The sequence below is a fragment of the Rhodococcus sp. 3258 genome, assembly GCF_031456475.1.
Taxonomy (GTDB): Bacteria; Actinomycetota; Actinomycetes; order Mycobacteriales; family Mycobacteriaceae; genus Rhodococcoides; species Rhodococcoides fascians.
In genome coordinates this window covers 1-17,683 of sequence record NZ_JAVDUT010000014.1, presented here as the reverse complement: position 1 = coordinate 17,683, position 17,683 = coordinate 1, and the positions used below count along the sequence as shown (strand labels likewise).

19 protein-coding genes are annotated in these 17,683 nt (G+C 64.3%); 17 read left to right on the top strand and 2 right to left on the bottom strand.

Features of this window, described 5'->3' with window-relative positions:
• Positions 1-28 precede the first annotated feature (28 nt).
• The 15 genes from prfA (at position 29) to J2X62_RS24655 (ending at position 13,370) form a co-directional block, all read left to right on the top strand.
• Entirely contained in the window at positions 29-1,105 is a 1,077-nt protein-coding gene (gene prfA / locus J2X62_RS24725) for a peptide chain release factor 1 (RefSeq protein ID WP_027497911.1), read from the top strand.
• A gap of 106 nt (positions 1,106-1,211) precedes the next feature.
• On the top strand, positions 1,212-2,006 hold the full coding sequence (locus J2X62_RS24720) for an SHOCT domain-containing protein (protein WP_310184114.1): 795 nt from the start codon (positions 1,212-1,214) through the stop codon (positions 2,004-2,006).
• A 34-nt stretch (positions 2,007-2,040) separates the two neighbouring features.
• Positions 2,041-2,925 carry a peptide chain release factor N(5)-glutamine methyltransferase gene (gene prmC, locus J2X62_RS24715; RefSeq protein ID WP_027497909.1) on the top strand — a complete coding sequence of 295 codons (885 nt, stop codon included), beginning with the start codon at positions 2,041-2,043 and terminating at the stop codon, positions 2,923-2,925.
• Positions 2,926-2,991: 66 nt separating this feature from the next.
• Complete coding sequence (locus tag J2X62_RS24710; protein ID WP_027497908.1) at positions 2,992-3,654, top strand: L-threonylcarbamoyladenylate synthase; 663 nt, start codon at positions 2,992-2,994, stop codon at positions 3,652-3,654.
• An 18-nt stretch (positions 3,655-3,672) separates the two neighbouring features.
• Positions 3,673-4,881: a glycosyltransferase family 4 protein gene (locus tag J2X62_RS24705; protein WP_027497907.1), complete on the top strand. Its 1,209-nt coding sequence runs from the start codon at positions 3,673-3,675 to the stop codon at positions 4,879-4,881.
• Positions 4,882-4,975: 94 nt separating this feature from the next.
• A complete protein-coding gene (locus J2X62_RS24700; protein WP_045840958.1) occupies positions 4,976-5,407 on the top strand; it encodes a hypothetical protein in 432 nt (143 codons plus the stop codon).
• A 441-nt stretch (positions 5,408-5,848) separates the two neighbouring features.
• Positions 5,849-6,574 (top strand): F0F1 ATP synthase subunit A, encoded by a 726-nt coding sequence (gene atpB, locus J2X62_RS24695; RefSeq protein WP_027497905.1) that lies wholly within the window; start codon positions 5,849-5,851, stop codon positions 6,572-6,574.
• Positions 6,575-6,652: 78 nt separating this feature from the next.
• Positions 6,653-6,892: an ATP synthase F0 subunit C gene (locus J2X62_RS24690; RefSeq protein WP_008715092.1), complete on the top strand. Its 240-nt coding sequence runs from the start codon at positions 6,653-6,655 to the stop codon at positions 6,890-6,892.
• Between the two features lie 7 nt (positions 6,893-6,899).
• The gene (locus J2X62_RS24685; protein ID WP_027497903.1) at positions 6,900-7,469 is read left to right on the top strand and encodes a F0F1 ATP synthase subunit B; all 570 of its coding nucleotides are present in this window, start codon (positions 6,900-6,902) and stop codon (positions 7,467-7,469) included.
• A gap of 8 nt (positions 7,470-7,477) precedes the next feature.
• Positions 7,478-8,305, top strand: coding sequence for a F0F1 ATP synthase subunit delta (locus J2X62_RS24680; protein WP_027497902.1), 828 nt, complete (start codon positions 7,478-7,480; stop codon positions 8,303-8,305).
• A gap of 88 nt (positions 8,306-8,393) precedes the next feature.
• The gene (atpA, locus tag J2X62_RS24675; protein WP_032365581.1) at positions 8,394-10,037 is read left to right on the top strand and encodes a F0F1 ATP synthase subunit alpha; all 1,644 of its coding nucleotides are present in this window, start codon (positions 8,394-8,396) and stop codon (positions 10,035-10,037) included.
• Positions 10,038-10,089: 52 nt separating this feature from the next.
• Positions 10,090-11,061 carry a F0F1 ATP synthase subunit gamma gene (locus J2X62_RS24670; protein ID WP_027497900.1) on the top strand — a complete coding sequence of 324 codons (972 nt, stop codon included), beginning with the start codon at positions 10,090-10,092 and terminating at the stop codon, positions 11,059-11,061.
• Positions 11,062-11,064: 3 nt separating this feature from the next.
• Positions 11,065-12,513: a F0F1 ATP synthase subunit beta gene (atpD, locus tag J2X62_RS24665; RefSeq protein ID WP_027497899.1), complete on the top strand. Its 1,449-nt coding sequence runs from the start codon at positions 11,065-11,067 to the stop codon at positions 12,511-12,513.
• 30 nt (positions 12,514-12,543) lie between these two features.
• A complete protein-coding gene (locus J2X62_RS24660) occupies positions 12,544-12,903 on the top strand; it encodes a F0F1 ATP synthase subunit epsilon (protein ID WP_027497898.1) in 360 nt (119 codons plus the stop codon).
• 29 nt (positions 12,904-12,932) lie between these two features.
• On the top strand, positions 12,933-13,370 hold the full coding sequence (locus tag J2X62_RS24655) for a DUF2550 domain-containing protein (RefSeq protein ID WP_027497897.1): 438 nt from the start codon (positions 12,933-12,935) through the stop codon (positions 13,368-13,370).
• 19 nt (positions 13,371-13,389) lie between these two features.
• On the opposite strand, the gene J2X62_RS24650 is transcribed toward J2X62_RS24655, so the two are convergent.
• Positions 13,390-13,983 (bottom strand): cob(I)yrinic acid a,c-diamide adenosyltransferase, encoded by a 594-nt coding sequence (locus J2X62_RS24650; RefSeq protein ID WP_310184108.1) that lies wholly within the window; start codon positions 13,981-13,983, stop codon positions 13,390-13,392.
• 53 nt (positions 13,984-14,036) lie between these two features.
• On the opposite strand from J2X62_RS24650, the gene murA reads away from it, so the two are divergent.
• Positions 14,037-15,290: a UDP-N-acetylglucosamine 1-carboxyvinyltransferase gene (gene murA, locus J2X62_RS24645; protein WP_027497895.1), complete on the top strand. Its 1,254-nt coding sequence runs from the start codon at positions 14,037-14,039 to the stop codon at positions 15,288-15,290.
• On the opposite strand, the gene J2X62_RS24640 is transcribed toward murA, so the two are convergent.
• Positions 15,283-16,686, bottom strand: coding sequence for a PLP-dependent aminotransferase family protein (locus J2X62_RS24640; RefSeq protein WP_310184105.1), 1,404 nt, complete (start codon positions 16,684-16,686; stop codon positions 15,283-15,285). The genes murA and J2X62_RS24640 overlap by 8 nt on opposite strands.
• A gap of 92 nt (positions 16,687-16,778) precedes the next feature.
• On the opposite strand from J2X62_RS24640, the gene J2X62_RS24635 reads away from it, so the two are divergent.
• Positions 16,779-17,462 (top strand): pyridoxamine 5'-phosphate oxidase family protein, encoded by a 684-nt coding sequence (locus J2X62_RS24635; protein WP_310184103.1) that lies wholly within the window; start codon positions 16,779-16,781, stop codon positions 17,460-17,462.
• Positions 17,463-17,683: the final 221 nt, after the last annotated feature.

Sequence of the window (17,683 nt, the reverse complement as noted above, 5' to 3'; positions counted from 1 at the left end):
TCACCCGTTCGGAGAGTGAGTCGTCACCATGGCGAGAACAGACAAGCCTTCGGCCATCGACGACATCCTCGCCGAACACTCCGGCCTCGAGCAGCAACTGGCCGACCCCGCCCTGCACAACGACCCGTCCGCAGCGCGCAGGGCAGGCAAGAGGTTCGCCGAGCTGGCACCGATCATGTCGGCGCACACCAAGTTGACCGCCGCTCAGGACGACCTCGAAGCCGCACGTGAACTCGCCGCCGACGATTCGTCGTTCGCCGCAGAGATTCCCGAGCTCGAGGCAACGGTTCTGCACCTGGAACAGACGCTGACCGATCTGCTGGCACCACGCGACCCGCACGACGGCGACGACATCGTGATGGAGGTCAAGTCGGGTGAGGGCGGCGAGGAATCGGCGCTCTTCGCGGCCGATCTGGCGCGGATGTACGTGCGCTACGCCGAACGCCGCGGCTGGCGAGTCGAGGTTCTCGACGCGAACGTCTCGGACCTGGGTGGCTACAAGGACGCGACGTTGTCGATCAAGACCAAGGATCCGCTCGACGGCGTCTGGGCGCGGCTGAAGTTCGAGGGTGGCGTCCATCGCGTGCAGCGGGTGCCGGTCACCGAATCGCAGGGACGCGTGCATACCTCCGCGGCCGGCATTCTGGTGTATCCGGAGCCCGACGAGGTCGAGGAAGTGCAGATCGACGAAACCGATCTGCGCATCGACGTCTACCGCTCGTCCGGCAAGGGCGGTCAGGGTGTCAACACCACCGACTCCGCTGTCCGCATCACCCATTTGCCCACCGGCATCGTCGTCACCTGTCAGAACGAGCGATCGCAGTTGCAGAACAAGGCACGTGCGATGCAGGTGCTGGCGGCGCGTCTGCAGGCGGCCGCTGAGGAAGCAGCCAACGAAGAGGCCTCGGCCGGCCGAGCCAGCCAGGTGCGTACCGTCGACCGCTCGGAGCGGATCAGGACGTACAACTACCCCGAGAATCGCATCACCGATCACCGCATCGGATTCAAAGCGCACAACCTCGACGCTCTGCTCGACGGTGACATGGATGCACTGCTCGACGCGCTCGCCAAGGCAGACCGCGACGCACGTATGCAAGCAGAGTAATTGCGCGGCAACCGTTTTCGGTTCTCACGCTGCTGATCGAACGAATCTCGAGCTACCCTGGCGATCGGATTCGACCCGCCCGCGCGCCACGAAAGGCACACCCGAGATGAATCAGGCCTTGACCCCCGCAGGCGAGAACGCCGTCACCGAACTCGCCTCCCGCTACGGGGTGTCCACCGACGCCGTCCGCACCATGCTCGACGCCGTCAACAACGGCCGCGGCACCATGGCGCAGTTCAACATTCCCGAGCTCGGCGGCAGTGGGCAGTGGATGCGCGGCGGTATGACGATGGTGGGCAACATGTTCGATCACGGCCTCAAGAGTCGGGTCGACGGTTTGTGCCGCGATCTGTCCGCCGTGTTGGCGCAGCATCAGGTCTATCCGCCGAGAGATGCCGGTACGGGATCGTTCGGCGGCACTTCCTTCGGCGGGGGCTCGTGGTGGCCGTCGGATCTGGGTTCGCCGAGTTCGAGCGGTGGCCAGAACGGATCGCAGTACGCGGTGTTTCCGGGATCTTGTCGCCTCGCTGTCCTCGTGGGAGGGGAATTGGCGGTGTACGACACCCTCGATCACTCCATCGGGGGAGTGCAACAGCAGCAGGGTGGGGGTCCGGGTTCGGTGGAGTTCACCAGCCAGTACGGCACGTTCACCGCGGCGAGTCTGCCGCGCGTCGACCAACGGTCCGCCGACGCGCCACCGCAGAACATGCCTTCGTCGCAGCAGCCGCAGCCGGCGGCACAGAATTTCGCGTCTGCGCAGTCGGGTTCACCTGCTCACACCGGTGTCGACATCTCGGACATCACCGCTGCGATCGAGGCGCTCGCCGGTCTGCATGCGAAGGGATTTCTGACCGACGACGAGTTCTTCGCCAAGAAGTCGGAGCTGCTGGGGCGGCTGTGAGTCCGGTGTCGGACCGCCGTGGCAGTCTGTACAAGTGAGCCGCAAGCCGTTACGCCTAGCCATCCTCGAAGCGACGTCGATGCTCGAGGCCGCCGGTGTGCCGAGCCCTCGGGTGGATGCGGAGCTACTCGCCGCGCACCTCGTCGGAGTCGATCGCGGTCGGCTGGGGTTGGTGCCGTTGGTGGAGCCCGAGCTCGTCGAGGCGTACTTCCGAACAGTCGAGCAGCGCGCGAAACGTATTCCCCTGCAATACATCACGGGAACGACGTCATTGGGAAACATCGATGTCGAGGTGGGTCCCGGGGTGTTCGTTCCACGTCCCGAAACCGAGTTGCTGTTGGCGTGGGCGCTCGCTTTTCTCGAGAACGTCGGCCATCACCCGCCCGTGGTGCTGGACCTGTGCACGGGGTCGGGCGCGCTGGCGCTGGCCATCGCGAACGCACGCCCGGATGCCGTCGTGCACGCCGTCGAGCTCGATCCATCGGCGTTGGCGTGGGCCCGGCGCAACGCGGATCTGCGTGCCGAGCAGGGTGATTCGCCGATCACGTTGCATCACGGAGACGTCACTTCTCGGGAGCTGTTGACCGACCTCGACGGCTCGGTGGACATGATCGTCGCGAACCCGCCGTACATTCCGGACGGGGCCGAGCTCGATCCGGAAGTACTCGACCACGATCCGCACATCGCGCTCTTCGGCGGCGAGGACGGGTTGTCGGTCATCGAGCCGATGATCGGCAACATCGCGCGGTGGCTACGTGTCGGCGGCGGAGTCGCCATCGAGCACGACGACTCGAACGGGGAGGGCGTCGCTGCCCTGTTGTCTCGGCGACGAGTCTTCACCCAGGTCACCGAGCATCCGGACCTGGCCGGCCGCCCCCGCTTCGTCGTGGCGGCACGGGCGACGCCGCCCTCTGCCTGAGCGGCAAGGCGGCAAGCCGGCGGCACCTGACATCACTTCGTTACCGAAGGTGGAAGGATAGGCGGAGTGAGTACCGTCTACGACTGCCGTGAAGCCGATGCGCGGGCTGCCGGATTGACCGCAGCGCGCGGTGCCCTCAAATCCGGTCGACTCGTCGTGATGCCCACCGACACGCTCTACGGGATCGCCGCCGACGCGTTCGACGGCAGCGCGGTCACCGACCTGCTGCGCGCCAAGGGGCGGGGACGCGATATGCCGGTCCCGGTCCTCGTCGGTTCGTGGAACACGATCGACGGCCTGGTGCAGAGCGTCCGGCCGCGGACCCGAGATCTGATTCGAGCCTTCTGGCCCGGTGCATTGAGCATCGTGGTCCAGCAGGCACCGTCGCTGGCGTGGGATCTGGGTGATGCTCAGGGAACCGTCATGCTGCGGATGCCGCTGCACCCGGTCGCGCTCGAGCTCCTTCGTGAAGTAGGTCCGCTGGCGGTGTCCAGTGCAAATATTTCGGGAAGTCCGCCCGCCACCACGGTGACGCAGGCGCGAGAACAACTCGGTGGATCTGCAGCGGTTTATCTCGACGGGGGGCCGGCCGACCACGCGGTGGCCTCCACCATCGTGGACCTGACCGGTGAGCACGCACGAATCCTGCGGGTCGGTGCCATTCCCACGGAGCAGATTGCCGAGGTTCTCGGTGTCACCGCCGAAAGCCTGGTCCCAGGAGCGTCCTGACATGCCCGTCCGTTCCGCATGAGCGTCGAGGTGCTTGCCCAGTCGAATCTGGGCGCAGGCGTTCCGATCCGCGAGCTGCTGCTTGTTTTCCTGACGGCCGCTGTCGTCACGTTCTTCGCGACCGGTGGCGTTCGAGTGGCCGCGATCAAGTTCGGCGCAGTCGCCATTCCTCGTGATCGTGACGTCCACGTGCAGGCCACCCCGCGGCTCGGGGGAGTGGGCATCTACGCCGGCATGCTCGCCGCGCTGCTGTTCGCCTCGCAGCTGCCCGCGTTGGCCCGCGGATTCGATGTCGCCTACAACCGCGACATTCCGGCTGCGCTGGTCGCAGGCTTCGTGATCGTGCTGGTCGGCGTCATCGACGACCGCTGGGGTCTCGACGCACTGACGAAGTTCGTCGGCCAGGTGACGGCGGCCGGCGTCCTGGTCATCATGGGTGTGAGCTGGGTTGTGCTCTACCAGCCCTGGGGCGGCGAGCCCGGCCAGCCGGGCAGCACCTTGGTGCTCGACCAACTTCAGGCCGGGCTGGTGACCGTTCTGATCACCGTCGTCATCGTCAACGCGATGAACTTCGTCGACGGCCTCGACGGGCTCGCAGCCGGACTCGGCCTCATTTCGTCGGTCGCGATCTGCATCTTTTCGGTGGGCCTGCTGCAGGAACAGGGGGGCGACGTCGGCGTCTACCCACCTGCCTTGATCGCGGCGGCGCTGGCCGGTGCCTGCCTGGGATTTCTGCCGCACAATTTCCAACCGGCGCGCATCTTCATGGGCGATTCGGGGTCCATGTTGATCGGGCTGACGCTGGCCACGATCTCGACGAGTGCCTCGGGGCGCATTCCGTTGACGGCCTACGGTCCACGCGATCTGCTGGGTCTGTTGTCGCCGCTCCTGTTGGTCGGTGCCGTGATGCTCATTCCGATACTCGATCTGTTGCTCGCCGTCGTTCGCCGCACTCGGGCCGGGCGAAGTCCGTTCAGCCCCGACAAGATGCATCTCCATCACCGACTCCTGCAGATCGGCCACTCGCATCGACGGGTGGTCCTGGTGATCTACCTCTGGGTCGGTGTGCTCGCGTTCGGTGCGGTCGGATCCTCGCTTCTCGACCGGCGCATCGTGGTGCTCCTCGTCGCTGCCGGTCTGGTGTTCGCGCTCGTCGTCACGGCTGTGCCCACTCTGCGGGTGGATCGATCGCCCGGATCCGAACGCCGGGGTGTCCGACGCCGCTGATCGGCTCGGTGGTTCTTCGGTCGTGTCCCGGCTGGTGCAGGCCACCGGGTGCCACTGGGTACTCTCGACAACTGTGACCTTCACCCCGCAGCCCATGCCCGACCAATTCGCACCGCTTCGTGCCGCGGTCCGCTACGGCCTCATCGGCCTGGTGGTACTGACGGTGGTGAGCGTGGGGATTTCGGTTGCTGCTGCGGGAACTCCAGGATTGTGGGGATCGATCATCGGAGTGGCCATCGGGGGCGGGTTCGTCATCACGACCGCGCTGTCGGTGGCTCTGACCACGCGGTTTCCCGCGTCGGCGGTCGGAGCGCTGTTGCTCGGTGGGTGGTTGGTCAAGATGGTCATCGCGCTGATCGTGCTCGTGGCACTCAAGGATGCGGACTTCTACAACCGGTATTCGCTCGGGCTGACCATTCTGGGGGCTCTGGTGGTGGTCCTGGGCGCGGAGGTGTTCGGTGTCGTCAAGACGAAGGTGGGCTACGTCGACAGCGTTCCTGCCGACGGGAACCCCGACAAGTCGTAGTACGACAAGCTGTCGTAATCGGTTAAGCTGAGGGCCGCCTACACAACGTCGTAGTTCTGTTGATAAAGTTTGCATCAAGCGATGGGCAAGACCGGGACGAAAGAGACTTTTTCCCCGGACTGGACCCCCGCAGGTAACCATCAGCGTGAGCTTCCTTACAGTAGGCCCGGAGTCACAGACTTCGGCAACGTAGGGTTTCGCCCTGAGAGTTGCCGAGTCGACGTGAGTCGCCGACACCCGACAGACGCTTGGCCGATGAAGACCGGGCCTCAGCCTCTGACGATTGCGAGCCGATTTTCGTCGACTTGATAGATCGTCATTGTCCGATCGAACCGCAGCCGTTACTCGGTTGCGGCCCGAACACGGGAGAGACCGCTGAGCGTCACCACTCTGGCTGCGGAGTTCCATCCGCCGTCACTATCCGATTTCTTTCCTCCCGCGGTGCTGTTCGAGGGAACCCCGTTCGAGCTCGACCGGCTGATGCTCATCCGCATCCTGATGTCGGCTCTGCTGATCGTCTTCATGCTGATCGCTCTGCGCAGCCCCAAGATCGTTCCTCGCGGAATCCAGAACGTCGCCGAGATCGCTCTCGACTTCGTCCGGATCCACGTGGCCGAGGATGTCCTCGGCAAGGAACAGGGACGCCGCTTCCTGCCCGTCATCATGACGATCTTCTTCACGGTCTTCGCGGTGAATCTCAGCGCGGTCATACCGTTCCTGAACATCTCGGCCAACGCCCGCATCGGTCTGCCGATCGTGTTGGCCGCAGTCGCGTACATCGCGTTCGTCTACGCCGGTGTGAAGAAGTTCGGTGCAGCCAAGTTCGTCAAGGGCACGATCGTGATCCCGGGCATTCCGAAGGCCATGCACGTGCTGCTGATCCCGCTCGAGTTCATCTCGAACTTCGTGCTTCGCCCGTTCACGTTGACGGTGCGACTGCTGGCCAACATGCTCGCCGGCCACATCATGCTCGTGCTGTTCTTCAGCGCCACGCAGTTCTTCCTCTTCGAGGCATCCGCCGGCCTGAAGATCTTCGCCGCACCCTCGCTCATCATGGGCTTCCTGTTCACGATGTTCGAGATGCTCGTGATCTTCCTGCAGGCATACATCTTCGCGCTGCTGACGGCGATCTACATCGATCTGTCGCTGCACGCCGACTCGCACTGACCGACCAACAGACCGAACTAGCTACACCGCCACCTCCGACACCCGGATGTGGACCGAAGAAAGGGAACGGAAAACCGAATGAGCCTTGAAGTTCTGGCCCAGGCGCAGGAAATCACCGCCAGCGGATACGGCGCCATCGGCTACGGCCTCGCAGCGATCGGTGGTGGCATCGGCCTCGGCCTCGTCGTCGCCAAGAACATGGAAGCAACCGCTCGTCAGCCCGAGCTGGCCGGTCAGCTCCGTACGACCATGTTCCTCGGCATTGCATTCACCGAGTCCCTCGCCCTGATCGGCCTCGTCGCCGGCTTCATTCTCTGAGAGCGCGATGACAAACGCGATAACGCTGCTCGCAGCCGGGGCGGAGGGGGAGGAATCCCAGAACCCGCTGCTGCCCGCAACATACGACATCGTTTGGTCGATCGTCTGTGTCGTGATCATCGGCTTCCTGTTCTGGAAGTACGTCGTACCGCGTTTCCAGACGGTCCTCTCCGAGCGTTCCGAGCTCATCGAAGGCGGAATCAAGAAGGCCGAGCAGGCACAGGCGGAGGCGAAGGCTGCTCTCGAGCAGTACCACGCTCAGCTCGCCGACGCTCGTTCCGAGGCTGCGCAGATCCGCGAGGAAGCGCGCACCCAGGGACAGGCGATTCTCGCCGAGATGAAGGAAAAGGCGCAGGAAGAGAGCGATCGGATCGTGGCCGCAGGCCACAGTCAGCTCGTTGCTCAGCGTCAGCAGATCGTCACCGAACTTCGTGGCGACCTCGGACGTACGGCCGTCGAACTCGCCGAGAAGGTCATCGGAGAGCAGCTCTCCGATGACGCGAAGCGTTCCAGTTCGATCGATCGCTTCCTCAACGAGCTGGATTCCGTCACCGCGGACTCCGCATCAGGAAAGTGAGTCGAACCATGTACGCAACTTCTCGTGAGGCGCTCGCCCGCACACGGTCGGTCGCCCACGAAGCTCTGGGGTCCGCGTCGGGCGGCGAGGCAACGGCCGTCGCCGCTCAGACCGGTGCCGAGTTGTTCGCCGTCGTCGAGACTCTCGACGCGCAGCGCACGTTGCGTACCGCTCTCGCCGACTCCTCGGTCGAGGGCGATCGACGAAGCGCTCTGGCCGGAGAGGTCTTCTCCGGCCAGGTGTCGAGCGCAACGGCGACCATCGTCAAGGCTGCGGCAGGCGAAAGCTGGTCCACCGCCCGCGACCTGCTGAACTCGCTGGTCGAGCTGGGACGCGAAGCTCTGCTCCGCGCTGCTGCCGATCAGGACCAGCTGGACACGGTCGAGGACGAGCTGTTCCGGCTCGGCCGCATCGTGGCTGCCAACCCGCAGCTCGAGCAGGCATTGTCGGATCGCTCCAAGCCGGCACAGGCCAAGCGCGAACTGCTGGGTCGTCTGCTCTACGGCAAGGTCACCGCGGTCACCGAGGCGCTCGCGGTGCAGGCCGTCACGCGTCCACGGAAGGCGGCACCCGCCGACGTTCTGAACGGACTGGCAGATCTGGCCGCCGAACAGCGCGACCGCGCAGTTGCACACGTACGCAGCGCAGCCCCACTGAGCGACAGTCAGCTCGAAAAGCTGACCGCAACCTTGACCCGCACGTACGGCAAGCAGGTCACGGTGCACGTAGAGGTCGATACCGAACTGCTCAGCGGACTTGTCGTTCGTATCGGCGACGAGGTCATCGACGGTAGCGGGGCAGGCCGCCTCGCTGCATTGCGAAAGACGCTCAAATAGTCCGACACGGACACAGTAACGAGAAGAATTGCCTCGGCATTCGAGGCTTTTCATACCGCGATCATTCGAAGGAAGAGCAGGAAACACTATGGCGGAGCTGACGATCTCCTCCGACGAGATCCGTAGCGCGATCGATAACTTCACCGCGAGCTACTCACCGGAGTCTTCCCGCGAGGAGGTCGGCACGGTTACGGACACGAGCGACGGAATCGCTCACGTGTCCGGATTGCCGTCGGCGATGTCCAACGAACTCCTGGAGTTCCCGGGCGGAGTCCTCGGTGTCGCGTTGAACCTGGATGCCACCGAAATCGGTGCCGTCATCCTCGGTGACTACGAGCACATCGAAGAAGGCCAGGAAGTCAAGCGCACCGGAGACGTGCTGTCGGTCCCCGTGGGCGACGGCTACCTCGGTCGCGTCGTGGACCCGCTGGGCAAGCCCATCGACGGCCTCGGCGACATCGAGTCCTCCGAGACCCGCGCCCTCGAATTGCAGGCTGCCTCGGTGCTCGAGCGCCAGCCCGTCGAGGAGCCGCTGCAGACCGGCATCAAGGCGATCGACGCCATGACCCCGATCGGCCGCGGCCAGCGTCAGCTCATCATCGGCGACCGCAAGACCGGCAAGACTGCGGTCTGCATCGATGCGATCCTGAACCAGAAGGCCAACTGGGAGAGCGGCGACGACAAGAAGCAGGTTCGCTGCATCTACGTCGCCATCGGCCAGAAGGGCTCCACGATCGCAGGCGTCAAGGCTGCACTCGAAGAGCAGGGCGCACTCGAATACACCACCATCGTCGCCGCACCCGCGTCCGACTCGGCCGGCTTCAAGTGGCTCGCTCCGTACACCGGCTCGGCCATCGGCCAGCACTGGATGTACCAGGGCAAGCACGTCCTCATCGTGTTCGACGACCTGACCAAGCAGGCCGAGGCCTACCGCGCGATTTCGCTGCTGCTGCGTCGCCCGCCGGGCCGCGAGGCATACCCCGGTGACGTCTTCTACTTGCACTCCCGCCTGCTGGAGCGTTCGGCGAAGCTGTCCGACGAGCTCGGTGGCGGATCGTTGACGGCACTGCCGATCATCGAGACCAAGGCCAACGACGTCTCCGCGTACATCCCGACCAACGTCATCTCCATCACCGACGGCCAGGTCTTCCTGGAATCGGACCTCTTCAACAAGGGCGTCCGTCCCGCCATCAATGTCGGTATCTCGGTTTCCCGAGTCGGCGGCGCTGCGCAGACCAAGGGCATGAAGAAGGTCTCCGGATCCCTTCGTCTCGAGCTTGCTCAGTTCCGTGAGCTCGAAGCCTTCTCGGCGTTCGCGTCCGACCTCGATGCGGCGTCCAAGGCGCAGCTCGAGCGCGGCGCTCGCCTGGTCGAGCTGCTCAAGCAGGATCAGTACGCACCGGTTGCCGTCGAAGACCAGATCGTCTCGATCTGGCTCGCAGGCCAGGGCACGTACGACTCCGTTCCGGTCGGCGATGTTCGCCGCTTCGAGACCGAGCTGCTCGAAGATCTGCACCGCAACGCAAGCGGCGTCTACGACAGCATTGCCGGTGGCAAGGCTCTCGACGACGACAACCAGAAGGCACTGACCGAAGCGACCGAGAAGTTCAAGGCCGGCTTCGTGGACTCGGACGGCAACCGCGTCGTCAACGAGGCCGAGGCAGACACTCTGAACGCCGACGAGGTCAGCCAGGAGCAGGTCAACGTCACCCGCAAGACAGTCAGCAAGTAGGCCGGCGATGACAGGTGACATGACGAGCACAGAAGGGAGCGTGAACAGCTAGATGGCAAGCATTCTCGAGCTTCGCTCCCGTATCAAGTCGGTCAACTCGACGAAGAAGATCACCAAAGCGCAAGAGTTGATCGCAACTTCGCGAATCACCAAGGCGCAGGCCCGCGTTGCCGCATCGAAGCCGTACGCGGAAGAGATCACCAAGGTGCTCTCCGCACTGGCGAGTGCATCGAGCTCGCTCGATCACCCGTTGCTCAACGAGCGACCCGAGCCCAAGCGTGCTGCAGTCCTGGTCGTGACCAGTGACCGCGGTATGTGCGGTGGCTACAACTCCAACGTCCTCAAGGAAACGGAGGAGCTCTTCCAGCTCCTGCGCTCCGAGGGCAAGGACCCGGTCATCTACGTGCTCGGCGCAAAAGGCCTGGGCTACTACACGTTCCGTGAGCGAGACGTGAAGGGTGCCTGGACGGGCTTCTCGCAGGAACCCGGATACGCCGATGCAGCGAAGGCCAGTAGGCATCTGGTCGAGCTGTTCATGGCGGGTTCGGGCACCGAGGTGGAGGCTCCCAACGGTGAAGGCACCGTCGAGGGCGTGGACGAGTTGCACATCGTCTACACCCGCTTCGTGTCGATGCTCACGCAGAAGCCCGAAGTTCGCCGGATGGCACCACTCGAAATCTCGTACACCGACGAGGAATTCGAGATGGGTGCGGACGCGTTGACCGACTCACCGACCGCGGATGTGCAGGCACAGTACGAGTTCGAGCCGGAGGCAGGCACTCTGCTCTCGGCGCTGCTGCCCAAGTACATCAGCACCAGGATCTACGCGTCGTTGCTCGATGCAGCAGCGTCGGAGTCCGCGGCGCGTCGTACCGCCATGAAGGCAGCGACGGACAACGCGAACGAATTGGTCGAGACCTTGAGCCGTCAGGCCAACCAGGCTCGGCAGGCCCAGATCACCCAGGAAATCAGCGAAATCGTCGGTGGCGCCAACGCGTTGGCCGACAGCGCAGGAAGTGACTAAGCAATGACCGCAGCAGTAGCCCAAGAGAACGCGAGCGGAGCGGACACACAGTCCGGCCGTGTCGTTCGGGTCATCGGCCCCGTTGTGGACGTCGAGTTCCCGCGCGGCTCGATTCCCGCACTGTTCAACGCCCTCAACGCAGAGATCACTCTGCCGACCGTGGCCAAGACCCTGACGCTCGAGGTTGCACAGCACCTCGGTGACAACTTGGTTCGCACCATCTCGATGCAGCCCACCGACGGCCTCGTCCGTGGCACGGCTGTCGTCGACTCCGGCAAGCCGATCTCGGTTCCCGTCGGTGACGTCGTCAAGGGCCACGTGTTCAACGCCCTCGGTGACTGCCTGGACACCCCCGGACTCGGCCGCGACGGCGAGCAGTGGGGCATCCACCGCAAGCCACCAGCCTTCGATCAGCTCGAGGGCAAGACCGAGATCCTCGAGACCGGCATCAAGGTCATCGACCTGCTGACGCCGTACGTCAAAGGCGGAAAGATCGGTCTGTTCGGTGGTGCCGGTGTCGGCAAGACCGTGCTGATCCAGGAAATGATCACCCGTATCGCACGCGAGTTCTCGGGCACCTCGGTGTTCGCAGGAGTCGGCGAGCGTACTCGTGAGGGCACCGACCTTCACCTCGAGATGGAAGAGATGGGCGTCCTCCAGGACACCGCCCTCGTCTTCGGACAGATGGACGAGCCGCCCGGCACGCGTATGCGCGTGGCGTTGTCGGCACTGACCATGGCGGAGTACTTCCGCGATGTGCAGGGCCAGGACGTGCTGCTGTTCATCGACAACATCTTCCGCTTCACGCAGGCAGGTTCGGAGGTGTCGACCCTTCTCGGTCGTATGCCGTCGGCCGTCGGTTACCAGCCCACGCTGGCGGACGAGATGGGTGAGCTCCAGGAGCGCATCACCTCGACCCGTGGCCGCTCGATCACCTCGCTGCAGGCGATCTACGTCCCCGCCGACGACTACACCGACCCGGCTCCGGCCACGACGTTCGCGCACCTCGATGCGACGACCGAGCTGTCGCGTCCGATTTCGCAGATGGGTATCTACCCCGCTGTGGACCCGCTGAGCTCGACCTCGCGCATCCTCGAGCCCGGCATAGTCGGTGCCGAGCACTTCCGCGTCGCCAACGAGGTGAAGCGCATCCTGCAGAAGTACAAGGAGCTGCAGGACATCATCGCCATCCTCGGTATGGACGAGCTTCAGGAAGAGGACAAGGTTCTGGTCGGCCGCGCACGCCGTCTCCAGAAGTTCCTCGGCCAGAACTTCATCGTTGCCGAGAAGTTCACCGGCGAGGCCGGTTCGGTCGTGTCCCTCTCGGACACCATCGAGGCGTTCGACAAGGTCACCAAGGGTGAGTACGACCACCTTCCCGAGCAGGCCTTCAACAGCTGTGGTGGTCTCGACGACGTCGAGGCAGCCGCGAAGAAGATGGCCGGAAAGTAGACCGACGTGACTTCTTCCGAGAAGAGCGGCATGGAGGTCTCCCTGGTCGCTGTGGAGCAGAAGCTGTGGTCCGGTACTGCGACCATCGTCAGTGCTCAGACCACCGAAGGTGAGATCGGCATCATGGCCGGCCACGAGCCTGTCCTCGGCCAGCTGGTCGAGGCGGGCACGGTGTCGATCACGACGACCGACGGCGAGAAGATCATCGCTGCGGTGCACGGTGGCTTCCTGTCGGTGACGGGTAAGACCGTCACAGTGCTGGCGGAGTCCGCCGATTTCGCCGATGACATCGATGTCGAATCGGCACGGGCTGTAGTGGCAGAGAACGGCGACGACCTCGAGGCCATTGCGGTGGCCAAGGGACGTATCCGCGCTGTCGAGCGGTCCTAGGTGCACGAGAAGCCGCGACGAGACCTGCGATGCACTCCGGATTGATTGCTCTGATCATTCTGGTTGTGCTGCTCGCAGGGCTCGTCGCGGCTTTTGCGTATCGTCTTGCAGTGCTGCGGCGAGGTGGTACGGCAGCGATCATGCGCGTGCTGCCGTCCGAGGGCGGTGCCGGTTGGCGACACGGCATCATTCGGTACGGCGACAACACGTTGGTGTTCTTCAAACTGTCCAGTCTGCGGCCCGGGCCCGATCATCGGCTCGGTAGACAGGACGTTCAGGTGGGGGACCGACGGGCCCCCCGCGACACCGAGTTCGACATCATGACTCCGGACATCGCTGTGCTGGAGTTGTCGGACAACGGCAAGAAGTACGAAATGGCACTGGACAGAAGTGCGTTGACCGCTTTCCTGTCCTGGGTGGAGTCACGCCCGTCGGGGCGCTCGCGCCGCCGTCGGCCGGCGGCCTGAACGAGTCGCTTGCCGGAAATCAGTCGGTATCGGTACCTGTCGAGCGGCTCGCTCCGGGTACCCACTGCACGTCGCCCTCCGGGTTTGCGTACCTGCTCAGGATGAACAGCAGGTCCGAGAGCCTGTTGAGGTACTTGGCCGGTAGATCGCTCGTCGTTTCCGGGGAGGCATGAACCGCTGCCCAGGCCGACCGCTCCGCGCGCCGAGCCACGGTGCGCGCGACGTGCAACAACGCCCCCAGAGGTGTTCCGCCGGGCAGGATGAACGACGTCAACGCCGGTAGCTCGTCGTTGAATTCGTCGCACCAGGCTTCGAGGCGGTCGATGTAACTCTGATCGATCCTCAGCGGTGGGTATTCCGGATTGTCGACGACAGGCGTCGACAGATCGGCACCGGCGTCGAACAGATCGCTCTGAACGGTCCGGATGACGGTTCGCACGGCTTCACTCGGATTTCCCAGTGCCAGTGCGACTCCGAGGTTCGCGTTGGTCTCGTCGCAATCTGCGTAGGCGATCAGCCGCTCGTCGTTCTTGGAGACCCTCGAGAAATCGCTCAATCCCGTGGTCCCGTCGTCGCCGGTCCGGGTGTATATGCGCGTGAGGTGAACGGCCATGCGGCTACGGTACCGCGCGGGTGCCGGTCGGTACCGCTGGCTACGCTGTCGAAGTGAGTGAACGCTTTTTGGTCAACGGTGGTAATCGCCTCGTGGGTGAGGTGGCGGTCGGTGGTGCGAAGAACAGCGTCCTCAAGCTGATGGCCGCGGCCCTGCTCGCCGAGGGAACCAGCACGATCACCAACTGCCCCGACATCCTGGATGTTCCGCTGATGGCGGAGGTGTTGCGCGGACTCGGGTGCGAGGTGGAGCTCGACGGTTCGGTCGTCCACATCACGACCCCGGCGATGCCGAAATACCACGCCGATTTCGCGGCTGTTCGCCAGTTCCGAGCGTCGGTCTGTGTCCTCGGCCCTCTCGTCGCGCGGTGCAAGCGAGCGGTGGTGGCATTGCCGGGCGGAGACGCCATCGGGTCGCGTCCGCTGGATATGCACCAGTCCGGACTGCAGTTGCTGGGGGCGCGCAGCGAAATTCAACACGGATGCGTCGTTGCGGAAGCCGACGAGTTGCGCGGCGCGAACATCAGGTTGGCTTTCCCCTCTGTGGGAGCGACGGAGAACATCCTGATGGCGGCTGTGCTCGCTACCGGTGAGACCGTGATCGACAACGCGGCACGCGAACCGGACATCGTCGACGTGTGCAACATGCTCAACGAGATGGGTGCCGATGTCCGGGGCGCAGGCACCTCGACCCTCACCATCCGGGGTGTCAGCGCGTTGAAGCCGACGACTCATCGCGTCATTGGCGACCGAATTGTCGCTGCTACGTGGGGAATCGCAGCCGCAATGACGCGCGGGGACGTTCGCGTGCGGGGGGTCAACCCGAAACATCTCTCGCTCGTACTGGACAAGCTGCGGTCTGCGGGTGCCGAGGTGACCAGCGAACCGGACGGCTTCCGCGTCGTTCAGCACGAACGGCCGCGAGCAGTGAACTTTGCGACGTTGCCGTACCCCGGGTTTCCGACGGATCTGCAACCGATGGCTATCGGGCTCGCGACCGTCGCCGACGGGACGTCGATGATCACCGAGAACGTGTTCGAGGCACGCTTCCGGTTCGTCGAGGAGATGATCCGACTGGGCGCTGATGCGCGTACCGATGGCCACCATGCTGTGGTTCGCGGTGTTCCCCAACTTTCCAGTGCGCCGGTGTGGTCTTCGGACATTCGAGCTGGGGCCGGGCTGGTCCTGGCCGGGCTGGTGGCGGACGGTACTACCGAAGTGCACGACGTGTTCCACATCGACAGGGGCTATCCGCGATTCGTGGAAAACCTGACCGCTCTCGGCGGGAGCATCGAGCGGGTCAGCTGACCGACCTCTTCTCGAGAGCGTCGACCAGTACCCGTAGCGCGCGCTCGAATCGATCGTCCGCCACCGACCCGTAGCCGACGACGACGCCACCATCGGTGGTCGGCGATCGCGTCGAATGTGCGAGTGTCGGCAGATCGACTCCGTTGTCCGCGCAGTCGGCTGCAATATCGCGTGCAACGTCTGCGTCGAGTACGAGCACCGTGTGCAGTCCGGCACCGACGCCCCGAAGTTCGCCGAATGGTGCTAGCGCAGCGGCGACGACGCGGTCACGTGCCCGATAGATCCGACGTGCCGTGCGTACGGACCGGTCCCATTCGCCGTCGCGCAACAGTGAGGTCATGGCCTGCTGGACGGGAACCGACGGGAAGTCGCCGATGGCGCGACGTGTGTCGGTGATGCGCTCGACCATCGACGGGGGAGCCACCATCCATCCGAGGCGTACGCCGGCGCCCAGCGTCTTCGATACCGTTCCCAGGTAGACGGCACGGTCCGGAACGAGCTCGGTGACCGTCGTCAAAGGTGCTATGCCGTAACGGAATTCGGAATCGTAGTCGTCCTCGATGATGGTGGTTCCGGTATTTCGTGCCCAGTCCGCCAGGGCGCGCCGACGGCCGATGGGCATGAGTCCGCCGGTGGGGTACTGGTGTGAGGGGGTGATGTAAACGGCCGGGGTGCCGTGAGGAACCGATTCGAGCTCGTCGACGACGAGGCCCTCGCGGTCGACGGGGATGTCGTGAACGGACCACCCGCGGTGTGTAGCGAGGGCAGCAGCAGCCCGGTATCCCGGATTCTCCAGTGCGAGAACATGTTCGACGCCGACGTTTGCGGAGAGGGCACCCAGTGCCAGGTCCAGACCGTGAATGCTGCCCGTGGTGACGACGATCGAACTTGCGGTGGTGTGCAGCCCGCGTGCACGGCCGAGCAAGTCGGCAATGCGCATCCGCAAGTCGAGTGAGCCGGCCGGATCGGGATAGTCGCCCGGCGGGGGAGAGCCACCGACGTCTCGCCATGCCCGCTTCCACGCATCGGATGCGCGAGGCGGAGTCCACGGTATTCCGGGGCGCAGCGAAATGCGCTGAGTAGTCGGTTGGCCTTTCTGTTCTCGGTGCAGCCTGTGGTCCGACCGAACGGCATGCCGAACATCTCGGACGTAGTTGCCGGATCCGCGACGTGCCTCGAGCCATCCTTCGGCGACGAGCTGCTCGTACGCCTTCTCCACCACCGCACGAGCCAGACCCATTTCGACGGAAAGTGCTCTGGTACTTGGCAATCGGACGCCCGGCTCGAGCTCGCCGCGATCGATTGCCGCCCGGATACCGTCGGCTACCTGAACGGGCAACGTGCGGTGGTCGGCTCGATCTATCGCGATCGACAGGGCATTCGGCGGCAAGGTCATCGTGCGTCACCTGTTCATGGCAGAAAGTGGCCTAGCGTTATTGCTCCCTATTGGACCATGACAGTGAGCCAACGGGGCGGCACTCTGGTGGCATGACGGCCGACGAAACACTTCTGTCCCCAACATCCAGAACCACCGTGGTCCGAGGTCGGCAGCGTGCGCAGTCGGAGCGGACGGCGTTGCTCGACGTGCTCCGATCGGCTCGCCTCTGTCATATGGGGGTACTGGTGGGGAACGTGCCACGTGTGCTCCCGACCGTGTTCGGCCTGGATCCGGAGGGGCCGGACAGGGCGGGAACCCTGTACCTCCATGGTTCGGTCGCCTCTCGAAGCCTGGTGGAGGCGCCTGATCAGGACATCTGCGTGACGGTCACGGTCGTCGACGGGTTGGTCCTGGCCCGGTCCGCGTTCCATCACTCGATGAACTATCGAAGCGCCGTCATCGTGGGACGGCCACGTCGAGTGGAGGACGAGGACGAACGGGCACGGGCATTGGACGCCATAGTCGATCAGGTCGTTCCGGGTAGAAGCACACATCTGCGGGCGCATACGAGGAAAGAGCTTGCGGCGACGAGCGTGTTGGCGCTTCCGCTGTACGAAGCATCGGTGAAAGCGCGGACCGGCGGACCGATCGACGACGAGGCCGACATTGCCGCAGGTGAAGTGTGGGCGGGTGTGATTCCGACCGGTGAATACGTCGGCACTGCAAAGCGTGGGGAAGATGTGGAACCGAACCTCGATGTGCCCGACCACGTTCTGGCGTTGTCCCGCGTGTGAAAGCGATTTCTGTAGACCGTTCGCAAGATATGGCTGGCGTCACACGCGGGGAGATGTCGGCCGAATGCGAGGCACCCATGCGCGCGGCTCCTCCGACCTGCGCAGATGCCGGCGGTAACTCGATCCACCTGCCGATTTGCGTGTGTGGGGTTGGTGGCGTAACTTTTGTCGAGTCAGAGCGACGGACACCGACCCGGTCTTCACGGACTGGGTGAACGAGG

Bases quoted from the DNA above. Each gene is read 5' to 3' on its own strand.
- prfA (WP_027497911.1), top strand. From the start codon at position 29: ATGGCGAGAACAGACAAGCCTTCGGCCATCGACGACATCCTCGCCGAA.
- J2X62_RS24720 (WP_310184114.1), top strand. From the start codon at position 1,212: ATGAATCAGGCCTTGACCCCCGCAGGCGAGAACGCCGTCACCGAACTC.
- J2X62_RS24705 (WP_027497907.1), top strand. From the start codon at position 3,673: ATGAGCGTCGAGGTGCTTGCCCAGTCGAATCTGGGCGCAGGCGTTCCG.
- J2X62_RS24700 (WP_045840958.1), top strand. From the start codon at position 4,976: ATGCCCGACCAATTCGCACCGCTTCGTGCCGCGGTCCGCTACGGCCTC.
- J2X62_RS24690 (WP_008715092.1), top strand. From the start codon at position 6,653: ATGAGCCTTGAAGTTCTGGCCCAGGCGCAGGAAATCACCGCCAGCGGA.
- J2X62_RS24685 (WP_027497903.1), top strand. From the start codon at position 6,900: ATGACAAACGCGATAACGCTGCTCGCAGCCGGGGCGGAGGGGGAGGAA.
- J2X62_RS24680 (WP_027497902.1), top strand. From the start codon at position 7,478: ATGTACGCAACTTCTCGTGAGGCGCTCGCCCGCACACGGTCGGTCGCC.
- atpA (WP_032365581.1), top strand. From the start codon at position 8,394: ATGGCGGAGCTGACGATCTCCTCCGACGAGATCCGTAGCGCGATCGAT.
- J2X62_RS24670 (WP_027497900.1), top strand. From the start codon at position 10,090: ATGGCAAGCATTCTCGAGCTTCGCTCCCGTATCAAGTCGGTCAACTCG.
- atpD (WP_027497899.1), top strand. From the start codon at position 11,065: ATGACCGCAGCAGTAGCCCAAGAGAACGCGAGCGGAGCGGACACACAG.
- J2X62_RS24660 (WP_027497898.1), top strand. From the start codon at position 12,544: ATGGAGGTCTCCCTGGTCGCTGTGGAGCAGAAGCTGTGGTCCGGTACT.
- J2X62_RS24655 (WP_027497897.1), top strand. From the start codon at position 12,933: ATGCACTCCGGATTGATTGCTCTGATCATTCTGGTTGTGCTGCTCGCA.
- J2X62_RS24650 (WP_310184108.1), bottom strand. From the start codon at position 13,983: ATGGCCGTTCACCTCACGCGCATATACACCCGGACCGGCGACGACGGG.
- J2X62_RS24640 (WP_310184105.1), bottom strand. From the start codon at position 16,686: ATGACCTTGCCGCCGAATGCCCTGTCGATCGCGATAGATCGAGCCGAC.
- J2X62_RS24635 (WP_310184103.1), top strand. From the start codon at position 16,779: ATGACGGCCGACGAAACACTTCTGTCCCCAACATCCAGAACCACCGTG.